22 protein-coding genes are annotated in these 21,650 nt (G+C 69.6%); 10 read left to right on the forward strand and 12 right to left on the reverse strand.

The genetic code is table 11. From position 1 onward, the window contains the following. Positions 1-44: 44 nt before the first annotated feature. From EV659_RS07565 to coxB, 7 genes are all read right to left on the reverse strand, one after another. A complete protein-coding gene (locus EV659_RS07565) occupies positions 45-467 on the reverse strand; it encodes a DUF983 domain-containing protein (protein WP_132708260.1) in 423 nt (140 codons plus the stop codon). Continuing rightward, on the reverse strand, positions 467-1,273 hold the full coding sequence (locus tag EV659_RS07570) for a cytochrome c oxidase subunit 3 (RefSeq protein ID WP_132708261.1): 807 nt from the start codon (positions 1,271-1,273) through the stop codon (positions 467-469). The genes EV659_RS07565 and EV659_RS07570 overlap by 1 nt, the downstream gene beginning before the upstream one ends. A gap of 113 nt (positions 1,274-1,386) precedes the next feature. Next, on the reverse strand, positions 1,387-1,902 hold the full coding sequence (locus EV659_RS07575; RefSeq protein ID WP_420877602.1) for a cytochrome c oxidase assembly protein: 516 nt from the start codon (positions 1,900-1,902) through the stop codon (positions 1,387-1,389). A gap of 92 nt (positions 1,903-1,994) precedes the next feature. After that, positions 1,995-2,213 carry a hypothetical protein gene (locus EV659_RS07580; protein ID WP_132708263.1) on the reverse strand — a complete coding sequence of 73 codons (219 nt, stop codon included), beginning with the start codon at positions 2,211-2,213 and terminating at the stop codon, positions 1,995-1,997. Further along, complete coding sequence (locus EV659_RS07585) at positions 2,210-3,187, reverse strand: heme o synthase (RefSeq protein ID WP_132708264.1); 978 nt, start codon at positions 3,185-3,187, stop codon at positions 2,210-2,212. The genes EV659_RS07580 and EV659_RS07585 overlap by 4 nt, the downstream gene beginning before the upstream one ends. A 117-nt stretch (positions 3,188-3,304) precedes the next feature. Further along, positions 3,305-4,945 carry a cytochrome c oxidase subunit I gene (gene ctaD / locus EV659_RS07590; protein ID WP_132708265.1) on the reverse strand — a complete coding sequence of 547 codons (1,641 nt, stop codon included), beginning with the start codon at positions 4,943-4,945 and terminating at the stop codon, positions 3,305-3,307. Positions 4,946-4,956: 11 nt separating this feature from the next. Next, the gene (gene coxB, locus EV659_RS07595; protein ID WP_132708266.1) at positions 4,957-5,940 is read right to left on the reverse strand and encodes a cytochrome c oxidase subunit II; all 984 of its coding nucleotides are present in this window, start codon (positions 5,938-5,940) and stop codon (positions 4,957-4,959) included. 361 nt (positions 5,941-6,301) lie between these two features. Here coxB and tldD point away from each other — a divergent pair, with 361 nt between their 5' ends. The 3 genes from tldD (at position 6,302) to EV659_RS07610 (ending at position 8,963) form a co-directional block, all read left to right on the forward strand. Next, positions 6,302-7,714: a metalloprotease TldD gene (gene tldD / locus EV659_RS07600; protein WP_132708267.1), complete on the forward strand. Its 1,413-nt coding sequence runs from the start codon at positions 6,302-6,304 to the stop codon at positions 7,712-7,714. A 233-nt stretch (positions 7,715-7,947) separates the two neighbouring features. Next, positions 7,948-8,172, forward strand: a complete 225-nt coding sequence (locus EV659_RS07605; protein ID WP_132708268.1) for a hypothetical protein — start codon at positions 7,948-7,950, stop codon at positions 8,170-8,172. A 302-nt stretch (positions 8,173-8,474) separates the two neighbouring features. Continuing rightward, positions 8,475-8,963: a hypothetical protein gene (locus tag EV659_RS07610; protein ID WP_132708269.1), complete on the forward strand. Its 489-nt coding sequence runs from the start codon at positions 8,475-8,477 to the stop codon at positions 8,961-8,963. 136 nt (positions 8,964-9,099) lie between these two features. Here EV659_RS07610 and EV659_RS07615 read toward each other — a convergent pair whose 3' ends face one another. Continuing rightward, complete coding sequence (locus EV659_RS07615) at positions 9,100-10,044, reverse strand: hydrogen peroxide-inducible genes activator (RefSeq protein WP_132708270.1); 945 nt, start codon at positions 10,042-10,044, stop codon at positions 9,100-9,102. Positions 10,045-10,145: 101 nt separating this feature from the next. Between EV659_RS07615 and EV659_RS07620 the strand changes: the two genes are divergently transcribed. From EV659_RS07620 to EV659_RS07630, 3 genes are all read left to right on the forward strand, one after another. Then, positions 10,146-10,697: a peroxiredoxin gene (locus tag EV659_RS07620; RefSeq protein ID WP_132708271.1), complete on the forward strand. Its 552-nt coding sequence runs from the start codon at positions 10,146-10,148 to the stop codon at positions 10,695-10,697. Between the two features lie 147 nt (positions 10,698-10,844). Then, positions 10,845-11,378 (forward strand): alkylhydroperoxidase, AhpD family, encoded by a 534-nt coding sequence (ahpD, locus tag EV659_RS07625; RefSeq protein WP_132708272.1) that lies wholly within the window; start codon positions 10,845-10,847, stop codon positions 11,376-11,378. Between the two features lie 405 nt (positions 11,379-11,783). Continuing rightward, on the forward strand, positions 11,784-12,767 hold the full coding sequence (locus EV659_RS07630; protein WP_132708273.1) for an alpha/beta fold hydrolase: 984 nt from the start codon (positions 11,784-11,786) through the stop codon (positions 12,765-12,767). Between the two features lie 52 nt (positions 12,768-12,819). On the opposite strand, the gene hisN is transcribed toward EV659_RS07630, so the two are convergent. Then, positions 12,820-13,620, reverse strand: coding sequence for a histidinol-phosphatase (gene hisN / locus EV659_RS07635; protein WP_132708274.1), 801 nt, complete (start codon positions 13,618-13,620; stop codon positions 12,820-12,822). Positions 13,621-13,707: 87 nt separating this feature from the next. Between hisN and EV659_RS07640 the strand changes: the two genes are divergently transcribed. Together EV659_RS07640 and EV659_RS07645 are read left to right on the forward strand one after the other, a co-directional pair. Then, the gene (locus EV659_RS07640) at positions 13,708-14,847 is read left to right on the forward strand and encodes an NAD(P)/FAD-dependent oxidoreductase (protein WP_165878783.1); all 1,140 of its coding nucleotides are present in this window, start codon (positions 13,708-13,710) and stop codon (positions 14,845-14,847) included. Positions 14,848-14,870: 23 nt separating this feature from the next. Further along, complete coding sequence (locus tag EV659_RS07645) at positions 14,871-15,830, forward strand: protein-L-isoaspartate O-methyltransferase family protein (protein ID WP_132708276.1); 960 nt, start codon at positions 14,871-14,873, stop codon at positions 15,828-15,830. Positions 15,831-15,840: 10 nt separating this feature from the next. Here the strand turns inward: EV659_RS07645 and EV659_RS07650 are convergent, their stop codons facing one another. Then, positions 15,841-16,077 carry a GlsB/YeaQ/YmgE family stress response membrane protein gene (locus EV659_RS07650; protein WP_132708277.1) on the reverse strand — a complete coding sequence of 79 codons (237 nt, stop codon included), beginning with the start codon at positions 16,075-16,077 and terminating at the stop codon, positions 15,841-15,843. A 28-nt stretch (positions 16,078-16,105) separates the two neighbouring features. After that, positions 16,106-16,414 (reverse strand): hypothetical protein, encoded by a 309-nt coding sequence (locus EV659_RS07655; RefSeq protein ID WP_132708278.1) that lies wholly within the window; start codon positions 16,412-16,414, stop codon positions 16,106-16,108. A gap of 293 nt (positions 16,415-16,707) precedes the next feature. On the opposite strand from EV659_RS07655, the gene EV659_RS07660 reads away from it, so the two are divergent. Together EV659_RS07660 and EV659_RS07665 are read left to right on the forward strand one after the other, a co-directional pair. Further along, on the forward strand, positions 16,708-17,451 hold the full coding sequence (locus EV659_RS07660) for an SDR family oxidoreductase (protein ID WP_132708279.1): 744 nt from the start codon (positions 16,708-16,710) through the stop codon (positions 17,449-17,451). A 96-nt stretch (positions 17,452-17,547) separates the two neighbouring features. Next, a complete protein-coding gene (locus EV659_RS07665; RefSeq protein WP_132708280.1) occupies positions 17,548-17,943 on the forward strand; it encodes a hypothetical protein in 396 nt (131 codons plus the stop codon). Positions 17,944-18,032: 89 nt separating this feature from the next. On the opposite strand, the gene EV659_RS07670 is transcribed toward EV659_RS07665, so the two are convergent. Next, on the reverse strand, positions 18,033-21,533 hold the full coding sequence (locus EV659_RS07670) for a hybrid sensor histidine kinase/response regulator (RefSeq protein ID WP_132708281.1): 3,501 nt from the start codon (positions 21,531-21,533) through the stop codon (positions 18,033-18,035). Between the last annotated feature and the right edge of the window lie 117 nt (positions 21,534-21,650).

Raw genomic sequence — 21,650 nt, forward strand, 5'->3', positions numbered from 1 at the left:
CGCGCGTGGCTCGGCGAGGGCGCGCGTGGCCTTGGGGTGGTGCGTCAGGGCTCAGGGTCGCGGTCCAGGCGCGCCTCGCGGGCGTCATGGTGATACTCGTAGCACACCAGCAGGCCCTTGATCACCCGCAACAAGGCGACCGTGCCGCCGCCGATCACCGGCAGCAGAATGAGCGCGTGCACCCACAGCGGCGGGTGGGCGCGCATCTCGACGATCAGCCCGAGCCCGCCGGCCAGGATGCCCAGGATCAACACCACGAACACCGCCGGGCCGTCGCCGGGGTCGGCCGCGCTCAGATCGTGGCCGCAGTGGCCGCAGGCGGGCTTGAGCGCCAGCAGACCGTCGAACAGCGCACCCCGCCCGCAGGCCGGGCAGCGCCCGGCGAGGCCGGCGCGCAGCGGCGACACCGGCGGGCGGCGGGACGCCTCGCCCGGCGGCGGCGTGCCCGGGCGGTCGGGCCCGGCCATCAATGGGCGACCGCGCCAGCGCCCCAGACATAGATCGACATGAACAGGAAGATCCACACCACGTCGACGAAGTGCCAGTACCAGGCCGCTGCCTCGAAGCCGAAATGCTTGGTCTCGCTGAAATGGCCGCGGTCGGCACGCAGCAGGCACACGGCCAGGAAGATGGTGCCGACGATCACATGGAAGCCGTGGAAGCCGGTGGCCATGAAGAAGGTCGAGCCATAGATGCCGCTCGACATGCCGAAGGCGGCGTGGGCGTATTCATAGGCCTGGAAGCCGGTGAAGATCACGCCCAGCCCCACGGTCACCGCCAGCCCCTTCTTCAGGCCGTCGCGGTCGCCGTGGATCAGCGCGTGGTGCGCCCAGGTCACCGTGGTGCCGGACAACAGCAGGATCAGCGTGTTGATGAACGGGATGTGCCAGGGGTCGAAGGTCTCGATGCCCTCGGGCGGCCAGACCGCGCCCATCTGTTCGGTGGGGAACAGGCTGGCGTTGAAATAGGCCCAGAACCAGGCGACGAAGAACATCACCTCCGACGCGATGAACAGGATCATGCCGTAGCGCAGGCCGATCTGGACCACCGGCGTGTGCTCGCCCTTGCGGCTTTCGCGCACCACGTCGCCGAACCATTCGTACATGGTGTAGAGCACGCCGGCGAGCCCGGCCCAGAACACGAACGGCCCCCAGGCCGTGCCGTGCATCCAGAACACCGCGCCGATGGCCATGACCAGCGCCGACATGGAGCCCACGAACGGCCACGGGCTCGGTTCGACCAGATGATAATCGTGTTGGGCCTTGCCAGACATTGTCTTCGCTCCTGCCCTTGGAAGGGCGCTGGGGGGCGGTCGGCGCCCCGGGGGTCGTGCTGCGGGTTCAGTCTTGCTTCGGGTTCGGTCTTGCTGCGGGCGCGGCGGCGCGATCAGTCCGCCGCGTCGTTCGCGTCCTGGCTCCTCAGGCGCTCGGTGGCCCGTTCGTCGACGAAAAAGGTGTAGGACAGGGTGATTTCCTCGACCCCGTCCAGGTTCGGGTCGCGGGCGATCGCCGGGTCGATATAGTAGCTCACCGGCATGTCCATGCGCTGGCCGGCGGTCAGCGTCTGTTCGGTGAAGCAGAAGCAATCCACCTTGGCGAAATACTGCCCGGCCTTGAACGGCGTGACGTTGTAGGTGGCGGTGCCGGTGATCGCCTGGCCCGTGGGGTTGTGGGCCTCGTAGAAGGCCAGACCATTGGCGCCGATGCGGATCGTCTGGCTGCCTTGGATGGGCTGAAAGTCCCACGGCATGGCGCGGTCGGTGTTGGCGGCGAAGCGCACCTTGATGGTGCGGTCGAGCACCGGGCGGCTGGCCGCCTCGCCGCGCTGGGTGGTGCCGCCGAAGCCGGTCACCTGACAGAAGGCCTGATAGAGCGGCACGGCAGCGAACGACAGGGCGACCATGGCCGGCACCGCCAGCGCCAGGACCAGCGCCAGGCGCGTATTGCCGGCCTGCGCTGGCACTGGCTTCGGGCCGGGATCGGCGTCGTCGTCGGTCATGGCACCATGCCCTGCATCTTCACCATGGTGACCACGAAGGTCAGAATGGCGAGCGCGGCCAGCGATGCCGCCAGCACCGTGTTGCGGCCCTGGCGCGCGCGCGCCAGCCGGGCATCGGCATCGGCATCGGCATCGGCATCGGCATCGGCATCGGCATCGGGGGCGGCAGGGCCGTCGGCGTCGGGATCGGTGGTCATCGGGGATCGATGGGTCATGTCCAAGCCTCCAGGGCACGGGTCACCGCCACGTCCAGCCCCAACACCAGGAACAGGGCGAACAGATAGACGATGGAAAATCCGAACAGTTTCTTGGCCGGCGCCACGTCGGTCGCGTCGTCGGCGCGCCAGACCGCCCAGGCGCGGGCGACGAACACCAGGCCGAGGATCGCCGCCACCAGCCCATAGAGCGCGCCGGCGGTGCCAAGCAGGAACGGCACCACGCCCAAGGGCGCGAGCAGCACCGAATAGGCCAGGATCTGCGCACGGGTCGCACGGCGCCCGGCGACCACCGGCAGCATGGGCACCGAGGCCCGGTCATAGTCCTGGCCCACGAACAGCGACAGCGCCCAGAAGTGCGGCGGGGTCCAGAAGAAGATGATGCCGAACAGCACCATGGCGTCGACGCTGACCGACCCGGTGACGGCGGCCCAGCCGATCATCGGCGGGAACGCTCCGGCGGCGCCGCCGATGACGATGTTCTGCGGCGTCCGGCGTTTCAGCCACATGGTGTAGACGGCCACATAAAAGGCGATGGTCAGGGCCAGCAGGCTGGCCGCCGTCCAGTTGACCCACAGCCCCATGACGCTGACCGACCCCATCGACAAGACCAGCCCGAAGCCGAGCGCGTCGGACGGGCTGACCGAGCCGGCGGGCAGCGGCCGCCGGGCGGTGCGGTTCATCTCGGCGTCGATGTCGGCGTCGTACCACATGTTGAGCGCCCCGGCGGCGCCCGCGCCGATGGCGATGCACAAGACGGCGGTGAACGCGATCACCGGGTGCAGCCCTCCCGGAGCCGCCAGCAGGCCCACCAGCCCGGTGAACACCACCAGCCGCATCACCCGGGGTTTCATCAGCACGATGAAGTCGCCCACCTCGCCGGGGTGCGCGGTCGGGTCGGCGGTCGCGTCCGGGGCGCCAAGGCTGGCCGGCGCGGTCGCCGGGCGGGGCAGGGTCTGGGCAGCGTCGCTCATGGTTGTCTCCGCAGCGGCGGACCGGCGGCATCGAGCCGTCCGGGCCGCCGCGCTCCAGGGGGATGGGGCGCGGGAAGCCGCCGCCCGGTCCTGCACGACCGAGGCGGCGGCCGGGGCTCACTTGATCCGTGGCAGTTGGTTGAACTGGTGGAACGGCGGCGGCGAGGCCAGGGTCCATTCGAGCGTGGTCGCTCCTTGTCCCCACGGATTGTCGCCGCAGCGTCGGCCACGGGTCAGAGTGTAAACGCAGACGCCCAGAAACCAGACCAGGCCGATGGCCGTGATATAGGTCCCCCAGGACGACACCTGGTGCCAAAGCGCATAGGCGTCGGGATAGTCCACATAGCGCCGGGGCATGCCCGCAGCGCCCAGAAAATGCTGCGGGAAGAAGATGATGTTGACGCCCACGAAGGTGATCCAGAAGTGCACCTGGCCGGCCCATTCGGGGTATTGCCGGCCGCTCATCTTGCCGACCCAGTAGTAGAAGCCGGCGAAGATGGCGAACACCGCGCCCATGGACAGCACATAGTGGAAGTGGGCGACCACATAATAGGTGTCGTGCATGGCCTGGTCGATGCCGGCATTGGCCAGCACCACGCCGGTGACGCCGCCGACGGTGAACAGCGCGATGAACGCCACGGCGAACAGCATCGGCGTCTTGAAGTCGATCGATCCGCCCCACATGGTGGCGATCCAACTGAACACCTTGATGCCCGTGGGCACCGCGATGACCATGGTGGCGAACAGGAAATAGGCCTTGGTGTCGACGTCCAGGCCGACCGTGTACATGTGGTGGGCCCAGACGATGAAGCCGATGAAGCCGATCGCCACCATGGCATAGGCCATGCCCAGATAGCCGAAGATCGGCTTGCGCGCGAAGGTGGAGATGATGTGGCTGATCATGCCGAAGCCGGGCAGGATCAGGATATAGACCTCGGGGTGGCCGAAGAACCAGAACAGGTGCTGGAACAGGACCGGGTCGCCGCCCTCGGCGGGGTTGAAGAAGGCGGTGCCGAAATTGCGGTCGGTCAGCAGCATGGTGATCGCCCCGGCCAGCACCGGCAGCGACAACAGCAGCAAAAACGCGGTCACCAGCACCGACCAGGCGAACAGCGGCATCTTGTGCAGGGTCATGCCCGGCGCGCGCATGTTCAAGATCGTGGTGATGAAATTGATCGCGCCCAGGATCGAGCTGGCGCCGGCGATGTGCAGGGCCAGGATCGCCAGGTCCATGGACGGTCCGGGGTGGCCGAGCTTGGTGGACAGCGGCGGATAGATCGTCCAGCCGCCGCCGAAGCCGTTGAGCCCCGGTCCGCCTTCGACGAACAGCGACAAGACCAGCAGGATCAGCGCCGGCGGCAGCAGCCAGAAGCTGATATTGTTCATGCGCGGAAACGCCATGTCGGGCGCGCCGATCATGATCGGGACGAAGAAGTTGCCGAAGCCGCCGATCATCGCCGGCATGACCATGAAGAAGATCATCACCAGCCCGTGGCCGGTCACCAGCACGTTATACAGGTGATAGGCGGCGTCCTCATTGCCGCTGGTGAACGCGGTCAAAAACTGCACGCCGGGCTCGGCGAGTTCGATGCGCATCAACAGCGACATGACGAAGCCGATGATGCCGGCGATCACCGCGAACCACAGGTACATCACGCCGATGTCCTTGTGGTTGGTGGAGAACAGATAGCGTTTCAGCCCGCGGGGATGGTCGTCGTGCGCGGTGGCGGCGGTGTCGGCAGCGCTTGCGTTGGCCATGATCGGTTTTCCTACTCGTTACCCGGCGCGGACCCCGGACCCGTTGAGACCAGGGCGAAGCGCGTGTCGGCGTCACGCAGGGCGTATTCGCGGGTCGTGCGTTCCTTCCAGGCGGCGAATTGCTGCTTGGAGACCACCTCGACGGCGATCGGCATGAAGGCGTGCTTGATGCCGCACAGTTCCGAGCACTGGCCGTAATAGGTGCCCACGCGGTTGGCGCGGAACCAGGTCTCGTTGAAGCGGCCGGGGATGGCGTCGATCTTGAAGCCGAACGACGGCACGGTGAAGCTGTGCAGCACGTCGGCGGACGTGACCAGGAATTTCACCGTGGTGTCCACGGGCACCACGATGCGGGTGTTGGTGTCCAAAAGCCGGTGGATTTCGGGCGTTTGGTCGGTGTTGAGGAAGGTTTGCAGGTCGGCCACCGCGTCGGCGCGCGCCGCGCTGTCGGCATTGGCGCCGAACAGATCGTCGTCGATCATGAACGCGTCGAAGCCGAACGGTTCCTCGATGGTCACGCCGTCGGCGCCATTGTCCTGCTCGGGATACTCATAGCCCCAATACCATTGGTATCCGGTGGCCTTGATCACCAGTTCGGCCTTGGGCGTCTGATCCTGGAAATACAGCAGGTTAAAGCTCGGGAACATGATGAACACCAGGATCGCCACCGGTATGGCGGTCCAGGCGACCTCCAGCCAGGTGTTGTGCGAGGTCTTGGCGGGCGTCGGGTTGGCGCTCTTGCGGAAGCGGACGATGCAGATGCCCAGCAACACGAACACCAGAAGGGTGATCAGCGTGATGATGACCAGCAGGCTGTCGTGAAACCCGGTCAGCTTCTCCATCACCGGCGAGGCGGCCGGCTGCAGGCCCAACTGTCCGTCGACGGCCCGGCCGACCGGCGCGTCGGCCGCCGCTTGCGCGGCCGCCGGGACGCCGGCAGCCATGGCCAGGCCAGCGGCGGTGACGATCGTTCTCGATAACGCGGTGAACCCCATCTGTGCCTCTTCCTTTGCACGGTCCGCGAACCGCTGGCCCATGCGTGTCGGTCTGGTTGCCCTGTCTGCCAGCTAAGGCGTCGTGCCTTGGATGGTCCATGGGGCATATGCTCGCAAGCCGCGCGTTCCCTTATGGTTTCTGGTTATCATTCGGGCTCGCGGCCGCAACGGGATTGTTCGCGGAAATAGTATATGAGGCCGATCCGGGCAAGTCCTTTAGGGGTGAAGGATCGGGCGGGCGGGTGCCAAAAGGACCGCTCGTGCCGCGCGCTGCGCCGGCGTGCGGCGGCCGCGTCGCTTGCGTCCGCGCCCTTGGGTCCATATTTGTGAGGGGCATCAGACCAGCCCGAGGACCACAGCCATGACCCCATACGACGCCGACCCGTTCGCCCTTGACGACAACCGGGTGCAGCGCACCGTGGACGACGCGCTCGACGGCATGGACGATGGCGAATTGTTCCTCGAATCGGCCCAGACCGAGAGCCTGATGTTCGACGACGGGCGCTTGAAGGCGGCCAATTTCAACGCCGATCAGGGCTTCGGCCTGCGCGCGGTGACCGGCGAGACCACCGGCTTCGCCCACGCCAACGAGATCAGCGAACAGGCGATCGCGCGGGCGGCCGAGACCGTGCGTGCGGTCAAGACCGGCCAGGGCGGCCATCTGGCGCTGCCGCCGACGCGCCCCAACCGGCGCCTCTACCCCGCCGTCAATCCGATCATCGGCCGCGACTTCGCCGACAAGGTGGCGCTTCTGCAAGCGGTCGACGCCTATGCGCGCGGCCGCGACCCGCGCGTGGTCCAGGTCAGCGCCAGCCTGGTGGGCAGTTGGCGCCATGTGGAGATCCGCCGCGCCGGCCACGAGCGCGTTCAAGACGTGCGCCCGCTGGTGCGCTTCAACATCCAACTGGTGCTGGAGAAGGACGGCCGGCGCGAGACCGGGTCGGTCGGCTTCGGCGGCCGGCGCGACTATGCCGACATGTTCGACGATGCGGTCTGGCAGGCCAAGGTGGACGAGGCGTTGCGCATCGCCGGGGTCAATCTGGACAGCGTCGACGCCCCGGCGGGCGAAATGCCGGTGGTGCTCGGCCCCGGCTGGCCGGGCGTGCTGTTGCACGAGGCGGTCGGCCACGGCCTCGAAGGCGATTTCAACCGCAAGAAGACCTCGGCGTTCAGCGGCCTGATGGGGCAGCGGGTCGCCGCGCCCGGCGTCACCGTGGTCGACGACGGCACCATGGAGGGGCGGCGCGGCTCCTTGACCATCGACGACGAGGGCACGCCCTCGCGGCGCAACGTGCTGATCGAGGACGGCATTCTCACCGGCTACATGCAGGATCGCATGAACGCGCGCCTGATGGGCGTCGAGGCGACCGGCAACGGCCGGCGCGAATCCTACGCCCACATGCCGATGCCGCGGATGACCAACACCTTCATGCTGGCCGGCGACAAGGACCCCGCCGAGATCGTCGCCAGCGTCGACGACGGCCTGTTCGCGGTCAATTTCGGCGGCGGGCAGGTGGATATCACCTCGGGCAAGTTCGTGTTCACCTGCACCGAGGCCTATCGCATCCGCGGCGGCAAGGTGGCCGAACCGGTCAAGGGCGCGACGCTGATCGGCAACGGCCCCGACGTGCTGACCCGGGTGTCGATGATCGGCAACGATCTGCGCCTCGACGAGGGCGTCGGCACCTGCGGCAAGGCCGGCCAAAGCGTGCCTGCGGGCGTCGGCCAGCCGACCCTCAAGGTGGACAGCCTGACCGTCGGCGGCACCGCCTAAGCCGGGCGGCAGCCGATTGTCCCCGCCGCTGCACACGCCGAAACCCGCCGCGCCACGGTAGCCCAGACCGACCCAGACCAGCCCTGGCAGGTCTTGGCAGGCCTTGGCTGGCTTGCCCGGCCTGCGCCCTGCACCGCACCGGCGGCGCCGCGCCTGTGGGCGTGCCTTTCCGGCCGATTTAGTGTAATCTAAAAAGCGGGCGGTCGCATGGGCCGGCCGGAAAGGAGGCGGCCATGGCGGTCAGTCGGACCGGACCCGTCAACCCGGTCTCGTCGGGTGGACACCAGGCCAGCGAGTCGGACGGCTCGAAGCGCAAGAAGAAGCGCCAGGACGATGCGCCGAAGGGCCACACCGATGCCGGTGTGCATTTGACCCTGAGCCCGGAAGCGGTGGCGGCGCTTGAGGCGCAGGCGCGCGACGACGATGGCGACGATGCCGACGAGTCGGATGAGCGTTGAGCCACCGCGGCAGCACGGGTTAACCCAAAGGCGGATTTTTGGTTAAAATTGTCCGCAATGGGTCGTGCGGCGGGGCTGGCGTCGGTGGCAAATGGCCGATTTTCGGGGAATGTCGCTTAGTGTCCGGCGGCTTGATCGCCTTGTCGCGCGGATCGGCGTAAGTCCCTTGAATTAACCATTCCTGCTCAGTATTTTAAAAGCGAGGGTCGATATCCGGCGCTGTGCGCGGCACGGTGGGGATCGGCAGCCACCCCGCCCCATGGGCCGAAAGGCGCACGGGGCGAGAGACGAGTGAGGCAAAGATGGCGATTATCAATCCGATGGCCGATGCGGCGGCGGCGGCGCAAGCCGGGGCCGCGGCGATGCAGCCGGGTCAGCCCAACGACCGCGGCGAAGACGCGCCCGGAGCGGCGTCCGGCAACACCCGCGACGGCGGCGTGGACCTGTCTTTGTCGGCGGCGGCGTCGGCCTCGTTGGCCGAGGCGCGCAATGTGGCGGTGACCCCGGGCGAGCAGGGCGCCGGGGCCGACACATCCAACAACCGCGAAACCGCCAACCCGGCTCTGACCGGCCGCGAAGACGATGGCCGCGAGCCGTTTTTCGAAGACGTCGACCTGAGCGCCGGGGCGCCGGGCGCGCGCGAGGCGCAAGAGCAGGCACAAATCGATGCCCGCGCCGAGCGTGAGGAACGCGGTCGCGACGATGTGGGGCAGGCGGGCTTCACCACCAATAATGACGGCAGCGGCGACGCCTCCGCCTTCGACGGCGTCCAGGTGGACGTCTCCGCCTGATCCGCGTCTGCGCCTGTAGGCCGGTCGTTCAGGCTCGGCCGTGCAGCCGGCACGCCGGCACCGGGCGAGCCAGCCTGTTTTCCGCTGAGGGCGCCCCGGACCGTCGTTTCGGGGCGCCTTTCTGTTTGGTGTGGGCTCAGGCCGCCGGCACCTCGGCGGCGATCGGCTGGCCCTCGTGGCAAGCCTGAAGCGCGCGGGCCAGCAGGCGGAACTCGTCCGACCGCGGGCTTGCCTTGCGCCAGACCAGGCCGATGAGACGCGGTGGCGCCGTGCGGGCCAGCGGCACCGTCTCGATCGCCGTACCGTTCAGGATGCCGCCGTCGATCGCCAGTTGCGGCAACAGCGTGACCCCTAAGCCATTGTCGACCATCTGCACCAGGGTGTGCAGGCTGGTCGCCAGGATCGACCGGCTGTGATCCACATCGGGCAGCGAACAGGCGGCCAGCGCATGGTCGCGCAGGCAATGGCCTTCCTCCAGCAACAGCAGCGTGCGGCTGTCCATGGCGTCGGGGTCGACGCTGGCGGGCAGCGGCGCGCCGTCGCGCTTGTCGGCGCCGGGGAAGGCGGCGACGAACGGGTCGTCGAACAACACCGCCTCCTCGACCTCGCCGCAGCGATAGGGCAGGGCGTAAAGCACCACGTCGAGGGTGCCGGCGTGCAGCCGGTCGCACAGCGTCTGACTGGTTGCCTCGGTCAGGCGCAGCTTGAGCTCGGGATAGGCGTCGCGCAGCGGCGGCAGGGCGGCCGGCAGAAAGAACGGTGCGATGGTCGGGATCACGCCCATGCGCACGGTGCCGGTCAGCGGGCGTTGGGCGGCCAGCGTCACCTCCACCATCGCCTCGGCGTCGGCCAGCAGGTCGCGCGCCCGGCGCACCACCTCCTCGCCCAAGGGGGTGAAGAACACGCCGCGCCGGCTGCGCTCCACCAGTTTCACGTCCAGCACATTCTCCAACTCGGCCAAGCCCGCCGACAGGGTCGACTGGGTGACATGGCACTGTTCGGCCGCGCGCGAGAAATGTTCGGTGTCACGCAGCGTCACCAGGTAGCGAAGCTGCTTCAGGGTCGGAAGGTTTATCGACAAAACCGATCACCACGATTGCCATTATTAATTTGCTCGATGGATCGTGCCACGGCATAAGGGGTCTTGCAACAGGCAACGCAACGAACAGAAGGAGACGCGTCATGCTGACCGTTGGTGACAAGCTTCCCGCCTTTTCCCTCAAGGCCGTCTACGACACGTCGATCCCCGAACCCGATTTCAAGACGCTGGCCAGCAGCAGCGACGAATTGGCCGGCAAGTGGCTGGTGCTGTTCTACTGGCCCAAGGATTTCACCTTCGTCTGCCCGACCGAGATCGTCGCGTTCGACGACCTGGCCGACGATTTCAAGGACCGCGACGCGGTGGTCCTGGGGGCGTCCACCGACACCGATTTCGTGCACCGCGCCTGGCGCGAATCGCATGAGGATCTGCAAAAGGTGACCATCCCCTGGCTGGCCGACAACAAGAAGGAGCTGGCCTCGGCCCTGGGCATCCTGGACAAGGAAGAAGGCGTGGCGCTGCGGGCCACCTTCCTGGTCGATCCCGACGGCATCATCCGCCACGTCAGCGTCAATGACCTGAGCGTCGGCCGGAACCCGAAGGAAGTCATGCGCATCCTCGACGCCCTGCAAACCGACGAGCTGTGCCCGTGTAATTGGCAGCAGGGCGACGAGGTCCTGAAGCCCGCGGCCTGATCGTCCGGCCATCTTCTCCTCACCGTCGGTCCCGGCCGCCGTCCTCTCCGGGCGGCCGGGGCGGGCGGCGCCCGACGGGCCGGGGCGTGCGCGCTTCGGCCCTTCTTTCTGACCGTCTAGTTACCCCCCATACACAGCGAGGCCCCGATGTCGATCAAGGATCTCAAGCAGGCGATCCCCGATTACGCCAAGGATTTGCGGCTCAACATCTCCAGCGTGATGGACGAGGACCTGTTGACCGAGCAGCAGCGTTACGGCGTCTTCCTGGCCTCGGCGCTGGCCGCGCGCAATGCCACGGTGATCGCCGCCGCCCGGGCCGAGGCCGAGGCGCACCTGTCCGCCGAAGCGATCGAGGCCGCCAAGGCCGCCGCCGCGATCATGGGCATGAACAATATCTATTATCGCTTCCTGCACCTGACCTCGTCGGGCGACTACAAGTCGCTGCCGGCCAAGCTGCGCATGAACGTGATCGGCAAGCCGGGCATCGAGAAGGTGGATTTCGAGCTTTATTCGCTCGCCGTCTCGGCGGTGAACGGCTGCGGCATGTGCGTCGACAGCCACGAGGCCGTGGTGCGCAAGGCCGGCCTCAAGCCCGAACAGATCCAGGCCGCCGTGCGCATCGCCGCGGTCACCCACGGCGTTGCCCAGACGCTAGACGGCGAGTCGGCCCTGTCCGCCTGACCGCTTCCGCAGGCCCCCGCCAACCCGTCGCCCCGCCGACGGCGCCGCGCCTCTCCCGGGCGCGGCGCTTTTTGTGCCGTCCCGGTGCGCCTGGGGTAACGCTTTGATTCTAAATAAAAGTCTGTCAAGGCGCCCTGTAATGGCTACGAGGCTGCGCGGGTAGGCTGTGACGCCGTCACTCGCTCCAAGGCAAAAAAAGGACCGAGCGGTAACACCACCCGGCCCGAGTCACGACAGCGAGGATAACGTGATTGCGCAGCAATCACGGAGGAGAAGACCCGAGCACCCAGTGCCGGACCATCAAACCCTCACTACAACAGTACGCATTTCCGTCATCTAAGGTCAATGATTCAGTGGGCTTTGGCCGCTGGACCCGACGGCGCACCCAGGCTATGACCTTGGCACATGAGCAATTGCGCGGTTTTTGATGCCCCGGTGCCCTATGTGCCTCTGGACGCCGAGCGGACCGGCTGGCTGACCGCCGGCGACGGCGCGCAGTTGCGGTATGCGCGGTTTGGGGCCAGGGCGCCGCGCGGTACGCTGGTGCTGCTGACCGGCCGGACCGAGTATATCGAAAAGTATGCCGATGTCATCGCTGCCTGGGGGGAGCGCGGCTTTACCGTGTACGCGTTCGACTGGCGCAATCAGGGGCTGTCGACCCGGCCGCTGGACGATCCGCACAAACACCATCTGGCCAGCGTCGACACGCTGGTGGACGATCTGGACCGGCTCATGGCGCGCATCGATGCCGACGCCGCCGCCGCCGACCCGGGCCGCGTGCCGGCGCCGCGTCTGGCGTTCGCCCATTCCATGGGCGGCCATGTGCTGTTGCGCTGGTTGGCGGCCGGCAACAGGCTCGGCAGGCTTGATGGGGCGATCTTGAGCGCGCCCATGGTCGACATTCGCTATGGCCTGCCCAAGGGGCTGGTGCGCGCCATTGTCGGTGTGGCCGGGCGGCTGGGGTTGGGCGCGCGCTATGCGCCGGGGCAGGGGCCGGCCGACCCGCAGGATCGCCGGGCGCCGCGCGCCGCGGCGGCCCTGACCCACGACACCGCCGACCTGGACGCCGAAGCGGCGTTTCTCGACGCGCATCCGGCCTACGCGCTTGGCGGTGTGACCATCGGCTGGCTGCGCGCGGTGCTGGCGTCCACCGACCGGCTGATGGCGCCCGGCGGCGTGTCGGCGATCCATCTGCCGGTGCTGGGCCTGTTGGGCGCCGAGGAGCGGGTGGTCGACAACCGGGCGGCCGAGCGGCTGATCCGGCGGCTGGCCGACCATCGCCTGGTGACCATCGCCGGCGCCCGCCACGAGATCTGGCGCGAATTGCCGCCGGTGCGGGCGCGGATGTGGGCGGCCATTGACGAGTTTCTGAGCGACCGCGCGCTCTGACGATCGCCATGGGTCGGATTGGCGGCGCGCCGGGCCGCGGCCCGGCTGTCGGTTACGCCTTGGCCAGCAGCGTGAGGGCGGCGTCATGGACACGCGGGTCGCCGGTGGCCAGCACTTCGCCGCGCGTGAAGTCGCGGCCGCCCTGCCAGTCGGTGAAGCGCCCGCCGGCGCCCTCCACCACCGGGATCAAGGCGGCGATGTCATAGGCCTTGAGGCCGCATTCGGCGACCACGTCGATGAACCCCATGGCGAGCATGGCATAGCCATAGGCGTCATAGCCGAAGCGCGGCAGGCGCACGGCGTCTTGCAGCGCCTGGAAGCGGCTGAGTTGGTCGGCGCTGAACCAGGACGTGCCGGTGCTGGTCAGCGTCGCCTGGGCAAGGCCGGGGCAGGCGCGCACGCCGAGCGCCCCCTTGGCCCAGTGGGCGGCGGGCGGCGTGCCGGGGATCAGCCGGCCGGCGAACAGCTCGCCGATATAGGGCTGGGCGATCAGGCCGATCACCGGCTGGCCGCGATAGTGCAGCGCCACCAGCACGGTCCAGGTGGGCAGGCCGGCGACGAAGCCGCGCGTGCCGTCGATGGGGTCGAGCACCCAGACGAACTCGGCGTCGGGGCGCTCGGTGCCATATTCCTCGCCGATGATGCCATGGTCGGGATAGTTTGCGGCGATCAACGCGCGCATCGCCGCCTCGCCGGCGCGGTCGGCTTCGGTGACCGGGTCGAAATCGCGCATACCGGGCTTATCGTCCACATGGATTGGCGCGCGAAAATGGGGCAGGATGGCCGCCCCGGCCGCTTCGGCAAGACGCCGGGCAAATTTTTCCAAACCCGTCCAGTCGATCGTATCGGTCATGGGGTGGCTCCTCGGCGCGCTGAAAGCTTGCGGGCGCTTGCGTCCCGGCGCGGCTGTCATCACATGGCCGGAAAAGGAGAGCAAGTCATGGCGGACAAGACCGATATCCTGGTGATCGGCGGTGGCATCGCCGGGGCCTCGGCAGCCTATTATTTGGCCGATGCGGGTGCCCGGGTGACCGTGGTCGAAAGCGAGGCGCTGCTCGGGTTTCACACCACCGGCCGCTCGGCGGCGTTCTTTGCCGAATCCTATGGCGGGCCCTCGGTGCTGCCGCTGACCTCCGCCTCGCGCGGTTTTTTCGAGCAGCCGCCGGCGGGCTTTTCCGACGCGCCGCTGGTCCACGACCGGGGCGCGCTGCATGTGTTCACCGAGGATCAGGTCGACCGTGCCCAGGCCCAACTGGCCGACCTGGCGGGCGCGGTGTCGGGCGTCGACATGATCGACGCGGCCGAGGTGCGCCGGCGCGTGCCGGTGGTGGCGCTCGACGGCCTCGCCGGCGCCATCGACGACCCCGATTGCTGGGACATGGACGTGGCCGCGCTGCACCAGGGCTTTCTGGGCGGCTTGCGGGCGCGCGGCGGCGCGGTGCGGGTCAAGGCGCCGGTCGAGGCACTCGACCGGGTCGACGGCGTGTGGCGGGCGCGGGTCGGCGGCGAGACCATCGAGGCCGCCACGGTGGTCAACGCGGCGGGCGCCTGGGGCGACCGGGTCGCCGAATTGGCCGGCGTGCGGCCGGTGGGGCTGATCCCGTGCCGGCGCACGATCATCGTCTTCAACCCGGCCAAGGCCACCGTCGAGCCCCATTGGCCGCTGGTCTTCGACCTGGCCGAGAGCTTCTATTTCCGCCCCGAATCGGGCGGCGTTCTGGCGTCGCCGGCGGACGAAACGGCGATGCCGGCGGGCGACGTGCAGCCCGAGGAACTGGACGTGGCGATCATCGCCGACCGCATCCAGCGCGCCACCACGCTCGACGTGCCGTCGATCCGCCAGCGCTGGGCGGGCCTGCGTACCTTTGCGCCCGACCGCGCCCCGGTGATCGGTTTCGACCCCGACCGGCCCGGCTTCTTCTGGTCGGTGGGCCAGGCCGGCTGGGGCATCCAGACCGCGCCGGCCTGGGGGCGCCTGGTCGCCGACCTGGTCCTCACCGGCGCGGTGTCGGACGCGTTGGCGGCATTCGGTGTGCGCGCCGACGCCTACACGCCGCGCCGGTTCGCCGAGGCCGCTTGACCGGCGGCGCGGGTGACACGACCATGGCGATGGGCGAACAGGACGACGGGGCGGCCAATCCGTCGTCCGCCGATGACTTGGCCGGGGTGCGGCAGCGCTTTGCCGCGCGTGTCCTGCGCGTCGCGGGCGTCGACGACGCCCGCCTTGGCGCCGCCTTCGCCGCCGTCCCGCGCGAGGCGTTTCTGCCACCGGGCCCGTGGTCGATCAGTGTCGCCGGCGGCGGTTTCGCCCCCACCGCCGACGTTGCGGCCCTCTACGCCGACTGTCTGGTGGCCATCGATGCGGGGCGCGGGCTCAACAATGGCCAGCCGTCGCTGCACGCGCGCATGCTCCACGCGCTGGCGCCGCCGGTCGGCGGCACGGTCGTCCATATCGGCGCCGGGCGCGGCTATTACACGGCGATCCTGGCCCACCTGGTGGGGCCCGGCGGTGCCGTCCTGGGCATCGAGATCGTCAAGGACCTGGCGCAAGCGGCCCAGGCAGCCCTTGTCCGGGCCGGGCTCGGCTGGGCCGGTGTGCGCCATGGCGATGGCCATGGGGGCGGGGCGTCGTTGGGCGCCGGCGCGGATCTGGGCGTCGATGCGGCCGACGGGGTCTATGTGAACGCCGGCCTTGCCGGCCTGGTGCCCGATTGGGTGGCCGCGCTCAAGCCCGGCAGGCGGCTGGTCATGCCGTTGACGCTGGAGCCCGATCTGGCGGGCACGATCCCGCGTTGGGGTCGGGTGCTGGTGGTCGAGGCCCGCGCCCACAGCGCGGCGAGCGGCGTCTATGCCGCCCGGCTCGCCGACCCGGTGGCGTTTGTCGGCTGCGTGGGCCAGCGCGACCGCCTTGCCCAGGCGCGGCTGGCCGAGGCGGTGCGCACCGGCGCGCTGGATCGCCTCGCTTCGGTACGGCTCGACGTCCCGCAAGCCGAGGAGACGCGGGCGGCCGACCCCCTGCTGTCAGGACCGGGTTGGGCGCTGTCGGCCGTGCCCGCCGATTGACACGCGGCGGTCAGCGCAGCCGGCTGGCGATAAACAGCAGCACCACCGCGCCCAGGGTGGCCATCACCAGCTTGGCGATCAGCCCATAGGCGGCCAGGCCCACGAGTCCGAACAGGAAGCTGCCGATCATCGCGCCCACCAGGCCGATAACGATATTGCCCAGCAGGCCGAAGCCGCGGCCGCGGAACAGCCGGCCGGCGAGGAAGCCTGCCAACAGGCCGATGACGATGGCGCCGATCAATCCCATGGGGTGTGCTCCGGGGTTTGCGCTTGGGTTAACTGAAGAAGTCGACGATCATCCGGGTGGCCACCAGCACCATCAGGAAGAAGGCGGCGACCACCAGTGCGCCGGCCAGCACCACCCCGGCGACCCAGCCGAGGAAGGTGGCGATGCCGGCCACGGCGCCGAACAACAGGCCGAACGCCCAGCCGAACACGAACCACAACAACACCGTCACGCCGACCGCGATGATCCAGTGCATGCGGGTCCAGCCCTGGGTGCTGAAGTGCAGATGGCGCGCCCAGGAGCGCGTGTCGTCCCGGTCGGTGGCGGTCTCGGGACCGGAGAAGCGGTAGGCGGGCATGGCTGTCCTTTCGTGATCGGTCGTCGCTGTCGCGGGCGTTGGCGTCATGGTGTCGCGCTGACCCCAGGCATAGCCGTCGCAGCACCGGGGCTCAAGCGTCCTTGGACCGCGGCGGCGGTCCGATTGCGTCGCTGCGCTCGGTCCATAAGGGGTGAAGGGGCAATGGGAGCGTGGGGCAACGCTGTTCGGGGGGGGCGGCGGCTTGACCGGGCCGGGCGCGGCGCCCACCTCAACCGGGCGCGGCATAGACGCCGCGTGACCAGAGACGCCAGTGCAACAAGGAGACCGAGCCCATGGCCACGCCTTCCCATACCGCCGGTGCCGATGCGACAACCGCGCCCGAGGCCGGCAACGGTCGGGTGCTCTTGATCACCGGCGCGTCGTCGGGCATCGGCGCGGCGACCGCGCGTGCCGCCGTGGCCGCCGGCTGGCGGGTCGCCCTGGCCGCCCGGCGGCGCGACAAGCTCGACGCCCTGGTCGCCGAGTTGGGGGCCGACCGGGCGTTGGCGGTGGCCGTCGACGTGACCGATCTGGACGACCAGACCCGCATGGTCGAAACGGTGGTGGCCCATTTCGGCGCCATCGACGCGGTGTTCGCCAATGCCGGCACCGGCGGCGGGCCGGGCGGCTTTGCCGCTGCGCCGGTCGACGGCTGGCGACGCATGGTCGACGTGAACATCCTCGGCTGCGCCTATACGCTGCGCGCCTGTCTGCCGGCGATCAAGGAACGTCGGGGCCATGTGCTGATCACCGGTTCGGTGGCCGGGCGGCGGACTATCGCCGGCTCGTTCTATGCCGCGACCAAATGGGCGGTGTCGGCGATCGGCTATGGCCTGCGCGAGGAAGTGCGCGGCACCGGTGTGCGCGTGACGCTGATCGAGCCGGGCGTGGTCGACACGGCGTTCTTCGACGAGCCCAAGCCCGACGGCCTGCGCCCCGAGGATGTGGCGCGTTCGGTGCTCTACGCCCTGTCGCAGCCGGCGACCGTCGACGTGCACGAGGTGATGGTTCTGCCCACGCCGCCCCGGGACGCGTGACGCCGCCCTACCGGGAGATCGGCGCGGCGGTCGATTGAAGCGGGAGCCCCGTGGGGGTATCCTGTTGGGCCGGTACTCGGCCAAGGGATCAGCATGATGGCGTTGAGCAACTTCTGGAGCGGAAAACGAGCCTGGAACGTGGCGTTGGCCGACAGCGGCATCCGACTTTGGCAGCGCCGCGACGAGGTGTTCGAGATCGATTCGGGCGAGGCCGACAAGCTGTGCGCCCTGTTGCGCAAGCCGCCGGCGTTGCCGGTCAACACCGTCGCCGCCTCGTGCCGGCAGGAGCGCATCTATGTGGTGCGCGCGGCCGATCGGGTCGAGGTGCGGCGGGGCGCGCGCGCCGGGCGCATGAGCCTGGATGAAGCGCGCGGCCTGGCGGAAAAGCTGACCGCACTGTGTCGCGAGGCGCGCGCGATCCCGTCGCCGCCCGCCGCCGCCAAGGCGCTGGCCAAGCGCACCGCACCGCCGCCGGCGCCGGCGAAGGGCTGAGCCCTCCGGCCGCCAGGGGCTCGCCGCCGGGGGGCTCGCCGCCGGGGTCTCTCCTTAGGGGTTACTGCGCCGGGGGCACGCCGCCGAGGTCACTCGGCCGCCGTTCTGGTCAACTGCACGAGCAGCGCGCGCAACGACGCCGGCGGTACCGGTTTGCCCAACACCGGCAGGCCGCGCGCCGCCGCCGCGTCGGTGACTTCGGCGCTGTGTTCGGCGCTGACCAGGGCGGCCGGCGGGCCGTGGCCCCAGGCGGCGGCCAGCCGGTCATAGACCACCGGTCCCGACAGCCCGCCGTCGAGGCGATAGTCGAGCAGCATCAGGTCGGGCGGCCCGGTCTTGGCGCAGGCGGCGAGCGCTGCGGCCTCGTCGGCGGCGAGCAGCGGCGTCGCCTGCCAGCGGTCGAGCAGGGCGGCGAGCCCGTCGAGCACGTCGGGGTCGTTGTCCAGGCACAGCACCCGCAGGCCGCGCAGCGCCTGGCCGCCGGCCCGGCGGATGGGAAGCGGGCGCGGCTCGGCGGCCTGGGCCACCGGCACGCTGACCGTGAAGCAGGTGCCCCGGCCGGGCGTCGAGGCCAGGGCGAGCCCGTGGCCGAGCAGGCTGGCGATGCGCCGGGTGATCGCGAGGCCGAGGCCCAGGCCCTTTTCGCTGCCCTCGCCGGTGCCGTCGCCCGGGTCGTCGAGGCGGCGGAACTCCTCGAAAATCTCGTCGCGTTTGTCGGCGGGGATACCCGGGCCGGTGTCCAGCACCTGGATCGCCACCGTGTCGCCGCGCCGCCGGCAGCCGACCAGCACCTTGCCGCGCGGGGTATAGCGCACCGCGTTGGAGATCAGGTTCTGCAGCACCGACTGCAACAGGTCGCGGTCGGTGGTCACCCAGGCGCGCGTCGGCACGGTGCGGAAGGTCAGCCCTTTGTGGTGGGCGAGTGCCGAGAACTCGTTGGTCAGGCCGTCGAGCACCGCCGACAGCGGCACCGCCGAGACGCTCGGTTGCAGGCCGCCGGCGTCGAGTTTGGAGATGTCGAGCAGCGCCTTGAGCAGCCGGTCGGCCGAGGCAATCGACTGGTCGATGGACGCGGCGAGCCGCTCGGCCGCCGGGATGCGCCCGCGCACTTCCTCTTCAAGGGCGCTGGTGAACAGCCGCGCGGCGTTGAGCGGTTGCAACAGGTCGTGGCTGGCCGCGGCGAGGAAGCGGGTCTTGGACTGGGTGGCGCGTTCGGCCTGGATGCGGGCCGCCTCGGCCTCGGCGGTGCGCGCGGCGACCCGCTGTTCCAGGGTCGCCTTGGCGTCCTGGAGGGCGTTTTGGGTGTGCTTGTCGGCGGTCACGTCGCTGAAGCTGGTCACATAGCCGCCGCCGGGCATCGGGTTGCCTTGCAGGCGGATCACCCGGCCGTCGGGCAGGGGGCGCTCCTGGGCGTGGGCGTTGCCGGCGCGCATATGGTCGAGCCGGCGCGCCACATGGGCGTCAAGCTCGCCCACCTCGACGCCGCTGCGCAGCACATTGTAGCGGATGATGTCGGCGATCGGCCGACCCACCGTGACCAGATGGTCGGGCAGCGCGAACATGGTCTTATAGGTCGTGTTCCAAGCCACCAGCCGCATGTCCTGGTCGACCACCGACACGCCCTGGCTCAGATGCTCCAGCGTCGCCTGCAACAGTTCGCGGTTGAATTGCAGCTTCTGCGAGGTCTCGTCGATCAGCGCCACCACGTCTTCGAGCGGCACCGACCGGCCTTCGAGCGCCGAGCCGATCAGCAGCCGCGCCGACGACGCGCCGAGCAGGCGCGCCAACTGGCCCTCGGCGAACGCCATCAGCGGGCCGTCGACGGGGTCGTCGGCGGCATAGGGGCGCCCGGCGACCAACTCGAAGGCGCCGATCGCCTCGCGCGCGCGCGCCTCGCCCAAACAGCGCTCCATCAGGGTGATCAGATCCTCGGCCCGGGTGTAGCCGCGCGGGCCTTCAAGCCGCGGCCGGCCGCCGCCCTCGGCCGCCAGGACGGCGGCCGCCTGCACCCGGTCGACCAGGCGCGGCCGGGCCAGGAGCGAGCCGGCCACATAGCCCGCCGTATTGGCCGCCAGCGCCACCGCGACGCCGAGCGTCAGCGGGTCGAGCCCGGGCCACGGCCCGAGCGGTGCCGCCGCGCCGGTATAGGCCGGCAGCATCAGCATGACGAACCACAGCGCCATGCCGAGCCCGAGCCCCACCAGCACGCCGACCCGGTTGCCGCGGCGCCAGAACAGCCCGCCGATCAGCGCCGGGGTGAACTGGGCCACGGCGGCGAACGCCAACAGCCCCTGCTGGGCCAGGCTCTCGCCCGCCTGCATACCCTGCTGGAACAGGTGCGCGGCGACCAGGATGCCCAGGATCGCCAGGCGCCGGCTGGCTAGCAGGGTGCGCGCCAGCGGCGGTCCGGGTCGGTCGGACGCGGCGGGGTCGGTCGGCTGGCGATAGCGGCGGTCGCGCAGGATCATGGGCGCGACCAGATCGCTGGTGATCATGTTCGACAGCGCCACCGACGACACCACCACCATGCCGGTGGCGGCGGAAAAACCGCCCAGAAAGGCGATCAACGCCAGCAGGTCTTGGCCCTGGGCGACCGGCAAAGACAGCACGAACAGATCGGCCGGCCCGCCGGTAGGCCCGAGCGCCATGCCGGCGGCGGCGATCGGCGGCACCACCAATGCGGTCAGCGCCATATAGATCGGCACCAGCCAGCGTGCGGTGCGCAGCCCGGCGGTCGGGCGCCGGTCGCCGGGTGGGTCGGATTCCACCACCATGACGTGGAACTGGCGCGGCAGGCACAGCATGGCGCCGACCGCCAGCAGGGTCAGGGTGATAAAGTCCAGGTCGAGGCGCGGCGGGCCGAGCGCGGTCAGCCCGAACGGGTCGTCCGGGGGGGGGATCGGGGCCTGTTGGGCGGCGCCCTCTGGCATGGCGAGCCAGGCCCAGGCGAAGCCCGCGACCGCGACCAGGGCCGCCAGTTTGAACGCCGATTCAGCCGCGATCGCCCAGATCATGCCGCGGTTGGACGCGGTCATGTCGGGATTGCGGGTGCCGAACAGGATCGCGAAGGCGGCCAGCGCCAGCGCGACCATCAGGCTGGCGTCGCCGGCATCGGGTCCGGCGACGCCGGGGCCGTCGGTCAGCACCGCGAAGCTCATCGCCACCGACTTCAGTTGCAAGGCGATATAGGGCAGGGCGGCGATCACCGCCGACACGGTCACCGCGGTGGCGACGCCTTGGCTCTTGCCGTAGCGCGCCGACAGGAAGTCGGCGATGGAACTGGCGTTCTGCGCCTTGGCCGCGCGCACCAGCCGGCGCACCAGCGGCAGGCCGAGGGTGAACAGCAGCAACGGCCCCAGATAGATCGGCAGATAGTCCCAGCCGTCGCGCGCCGCCGTGCCGACCGCGCCAAAGAACGTCCAGGAGGTGCAATAGACCGCCAGCGACAGGGCATAGACGAGCCCGGTGCCGCGCAGCGGGCCGGCCGTCCCGGCCGTCGCGCGCGCCGTGCGTCGGTCGGTCCAACTGGCCAAGCCGAACAGAGCGGCCGCATAGGCCGCCGCCGCCGCGATCGCCCAGACCGCGTTCACGCCTCACGCCTCCCCAAACAGATCGATCGCCGGCCTGCGTTGTGCCCGTTTCGGGGGCGGCCGGTCGGTTCGCGCCGTGAGCTTAGCACCGCGGCTCGTCAAAGGCGAGCCCCGCAC

The organism is Rhodothalassium salexigens DSM 2132 (assembly GCF_004341375.1).
Taxonomy (GTDB): Bacteria; Pseudomonadota; Alphaproteobacteria; order Sphingomonadales; family Rhodothalassiaceae; genus Rhodothalassium; species Rhodothalassium salexigens.

Bases quoted from the DNA above. Each gene is read 5' to 3' on its own strand.
- EV659_RS07610 (WP_132708269.1), top strand. From the start codon at position 8,475: ATGGCGATTATCAATCCGATGGCCGATGCGGCGGCGGCGGCGCAAGCC.
- ctaD (WP_132708265.1), bottom strand. From the start codon at position 4,945: ATGGCCAACGCAAGCGCTGCCGACACCGCCGCCACCGCGCACGACGAC.
- EV659_RS07640 (WP_165878783.1), top strand. From the start codon at position 13,708: ATGGCGGACAAGACCGATATCCTGGTGATCGGCGGTGGCATCGCCGGG.
- EV659_RS07645 (WP_132708276.1), top strand. From the start codon at position 14,871: ATGGCGATGGGCGAACAGGACGACGGGGCGGCCAATCCGTCGTCCGCC.
- tldD (WP_132708267.1), top strand. From the start codon at position 6,302: ATGACCCCATACGACGCCGACCCGTTCGCCCTTGACGACAACCGGGTG.
- EV659_RS07565 (WP_132708260.1), bottom strand. From the start codon at position 467: ATGGCCGGGCCCGACCGCCCGGGCACGCCGCCGCCGGGCGAGGCGTCC.
- EV659_RS07575 (WP_420877602.1), bottom strand. From the start codon at position 1,902: ATGGTCGCCCTGTCGTTCGCTGCCGTGCCGCTCTATCAGGCCTTCTGT.
- EV659_RS07655 (WP_132708278.1), bottom strand. From the start codon at position 16,414: ATGCCCGCCTACCGCTTCTCCGGTCCCGAGACCGCCACCGACCGGGAC.
- EV659_RS07620 (WP_132708271.1), top strand. From the start codon at position 10,146: ATGCTGACCGTTGGTGACAAGCTTCCCGCCTTTTCCCTCAAGGCCGTC.
- EV659_RS07570 (WP_132708261.1), bottom strand. From the start codon at position 1,273: ATGTCTGGCAAGGCCCAACACGATTATCATCTGGTCGAACCGAGCCCG.
- coxB (WP_132708266.1), bottom strand. From the start codon at position 5,940: ATGGGGTTCACCGCGTTATCGAGAACGATCGTCACCGCCGCTGGCCTG.
- EV659_RS07580 (WP_132708263.1), bottom strand. From the start codon at position 2,213: ATGACCCATCGATCCCCGATGACCACCGATCCCGACGCCGACGGCCCT.
- EV659_RS07585 (WP_132708264.1), bottom strand. From the start codon at position 3,187: ATGAGCGACGCTGCCCAGACCCTGCCCCGCCCGGCGACCGCGCCGGCC.
- hisN (WP_132708274.1), bottom strand. From the start codon at position 13,620: ATGACCGATACGATCGACTGGACGGGTTTGGAAAAATTTGCCCGGCGT.
- ahpD (WP_132708272.1), top strand. From the start codon at position 10,845: ATGTCGATCAAGGATCTCAAGCAGGCGATCCCCGATTACGCCAAGGAT.
- EV659_RS07630 (WP_132708273.1), top strand. From the start codon at position 11,784: ATGAGCAATTGCGCGGTTTTTGATGCCCCGGTGCCCTATGTGCCTCTG.
- EV659_RS07665 (WP_132708280.1), top strand. From the start codon at position 17,548: ATGGCGTTGAGCAACTTCTGGAGCGGAAAACGAGCCTGGAACGTGGCG.
- EV659_RS07605 (WP_132708268.1), top strand. From the start codon at position 7,948: ATGGCGGTCAGTCGGACCGGACCCGTCAACCCGGTCTCGTCGGGTGGA.
- EV659_RS07660 (WP_132708279.1), top strand. From the start codon at position 16,708: ATGGCCACGCCTTCCCATACCGCCGGTGCCGATGCGACAACCGCGCCC.
- EV659_RS07650 (WP_132708277.1), bottom strand. From the start codon at position 16,077: ATGGGATTGATCGGCGCCATCGTCATCGGCCTGTTGGCAGGCTTCCTC.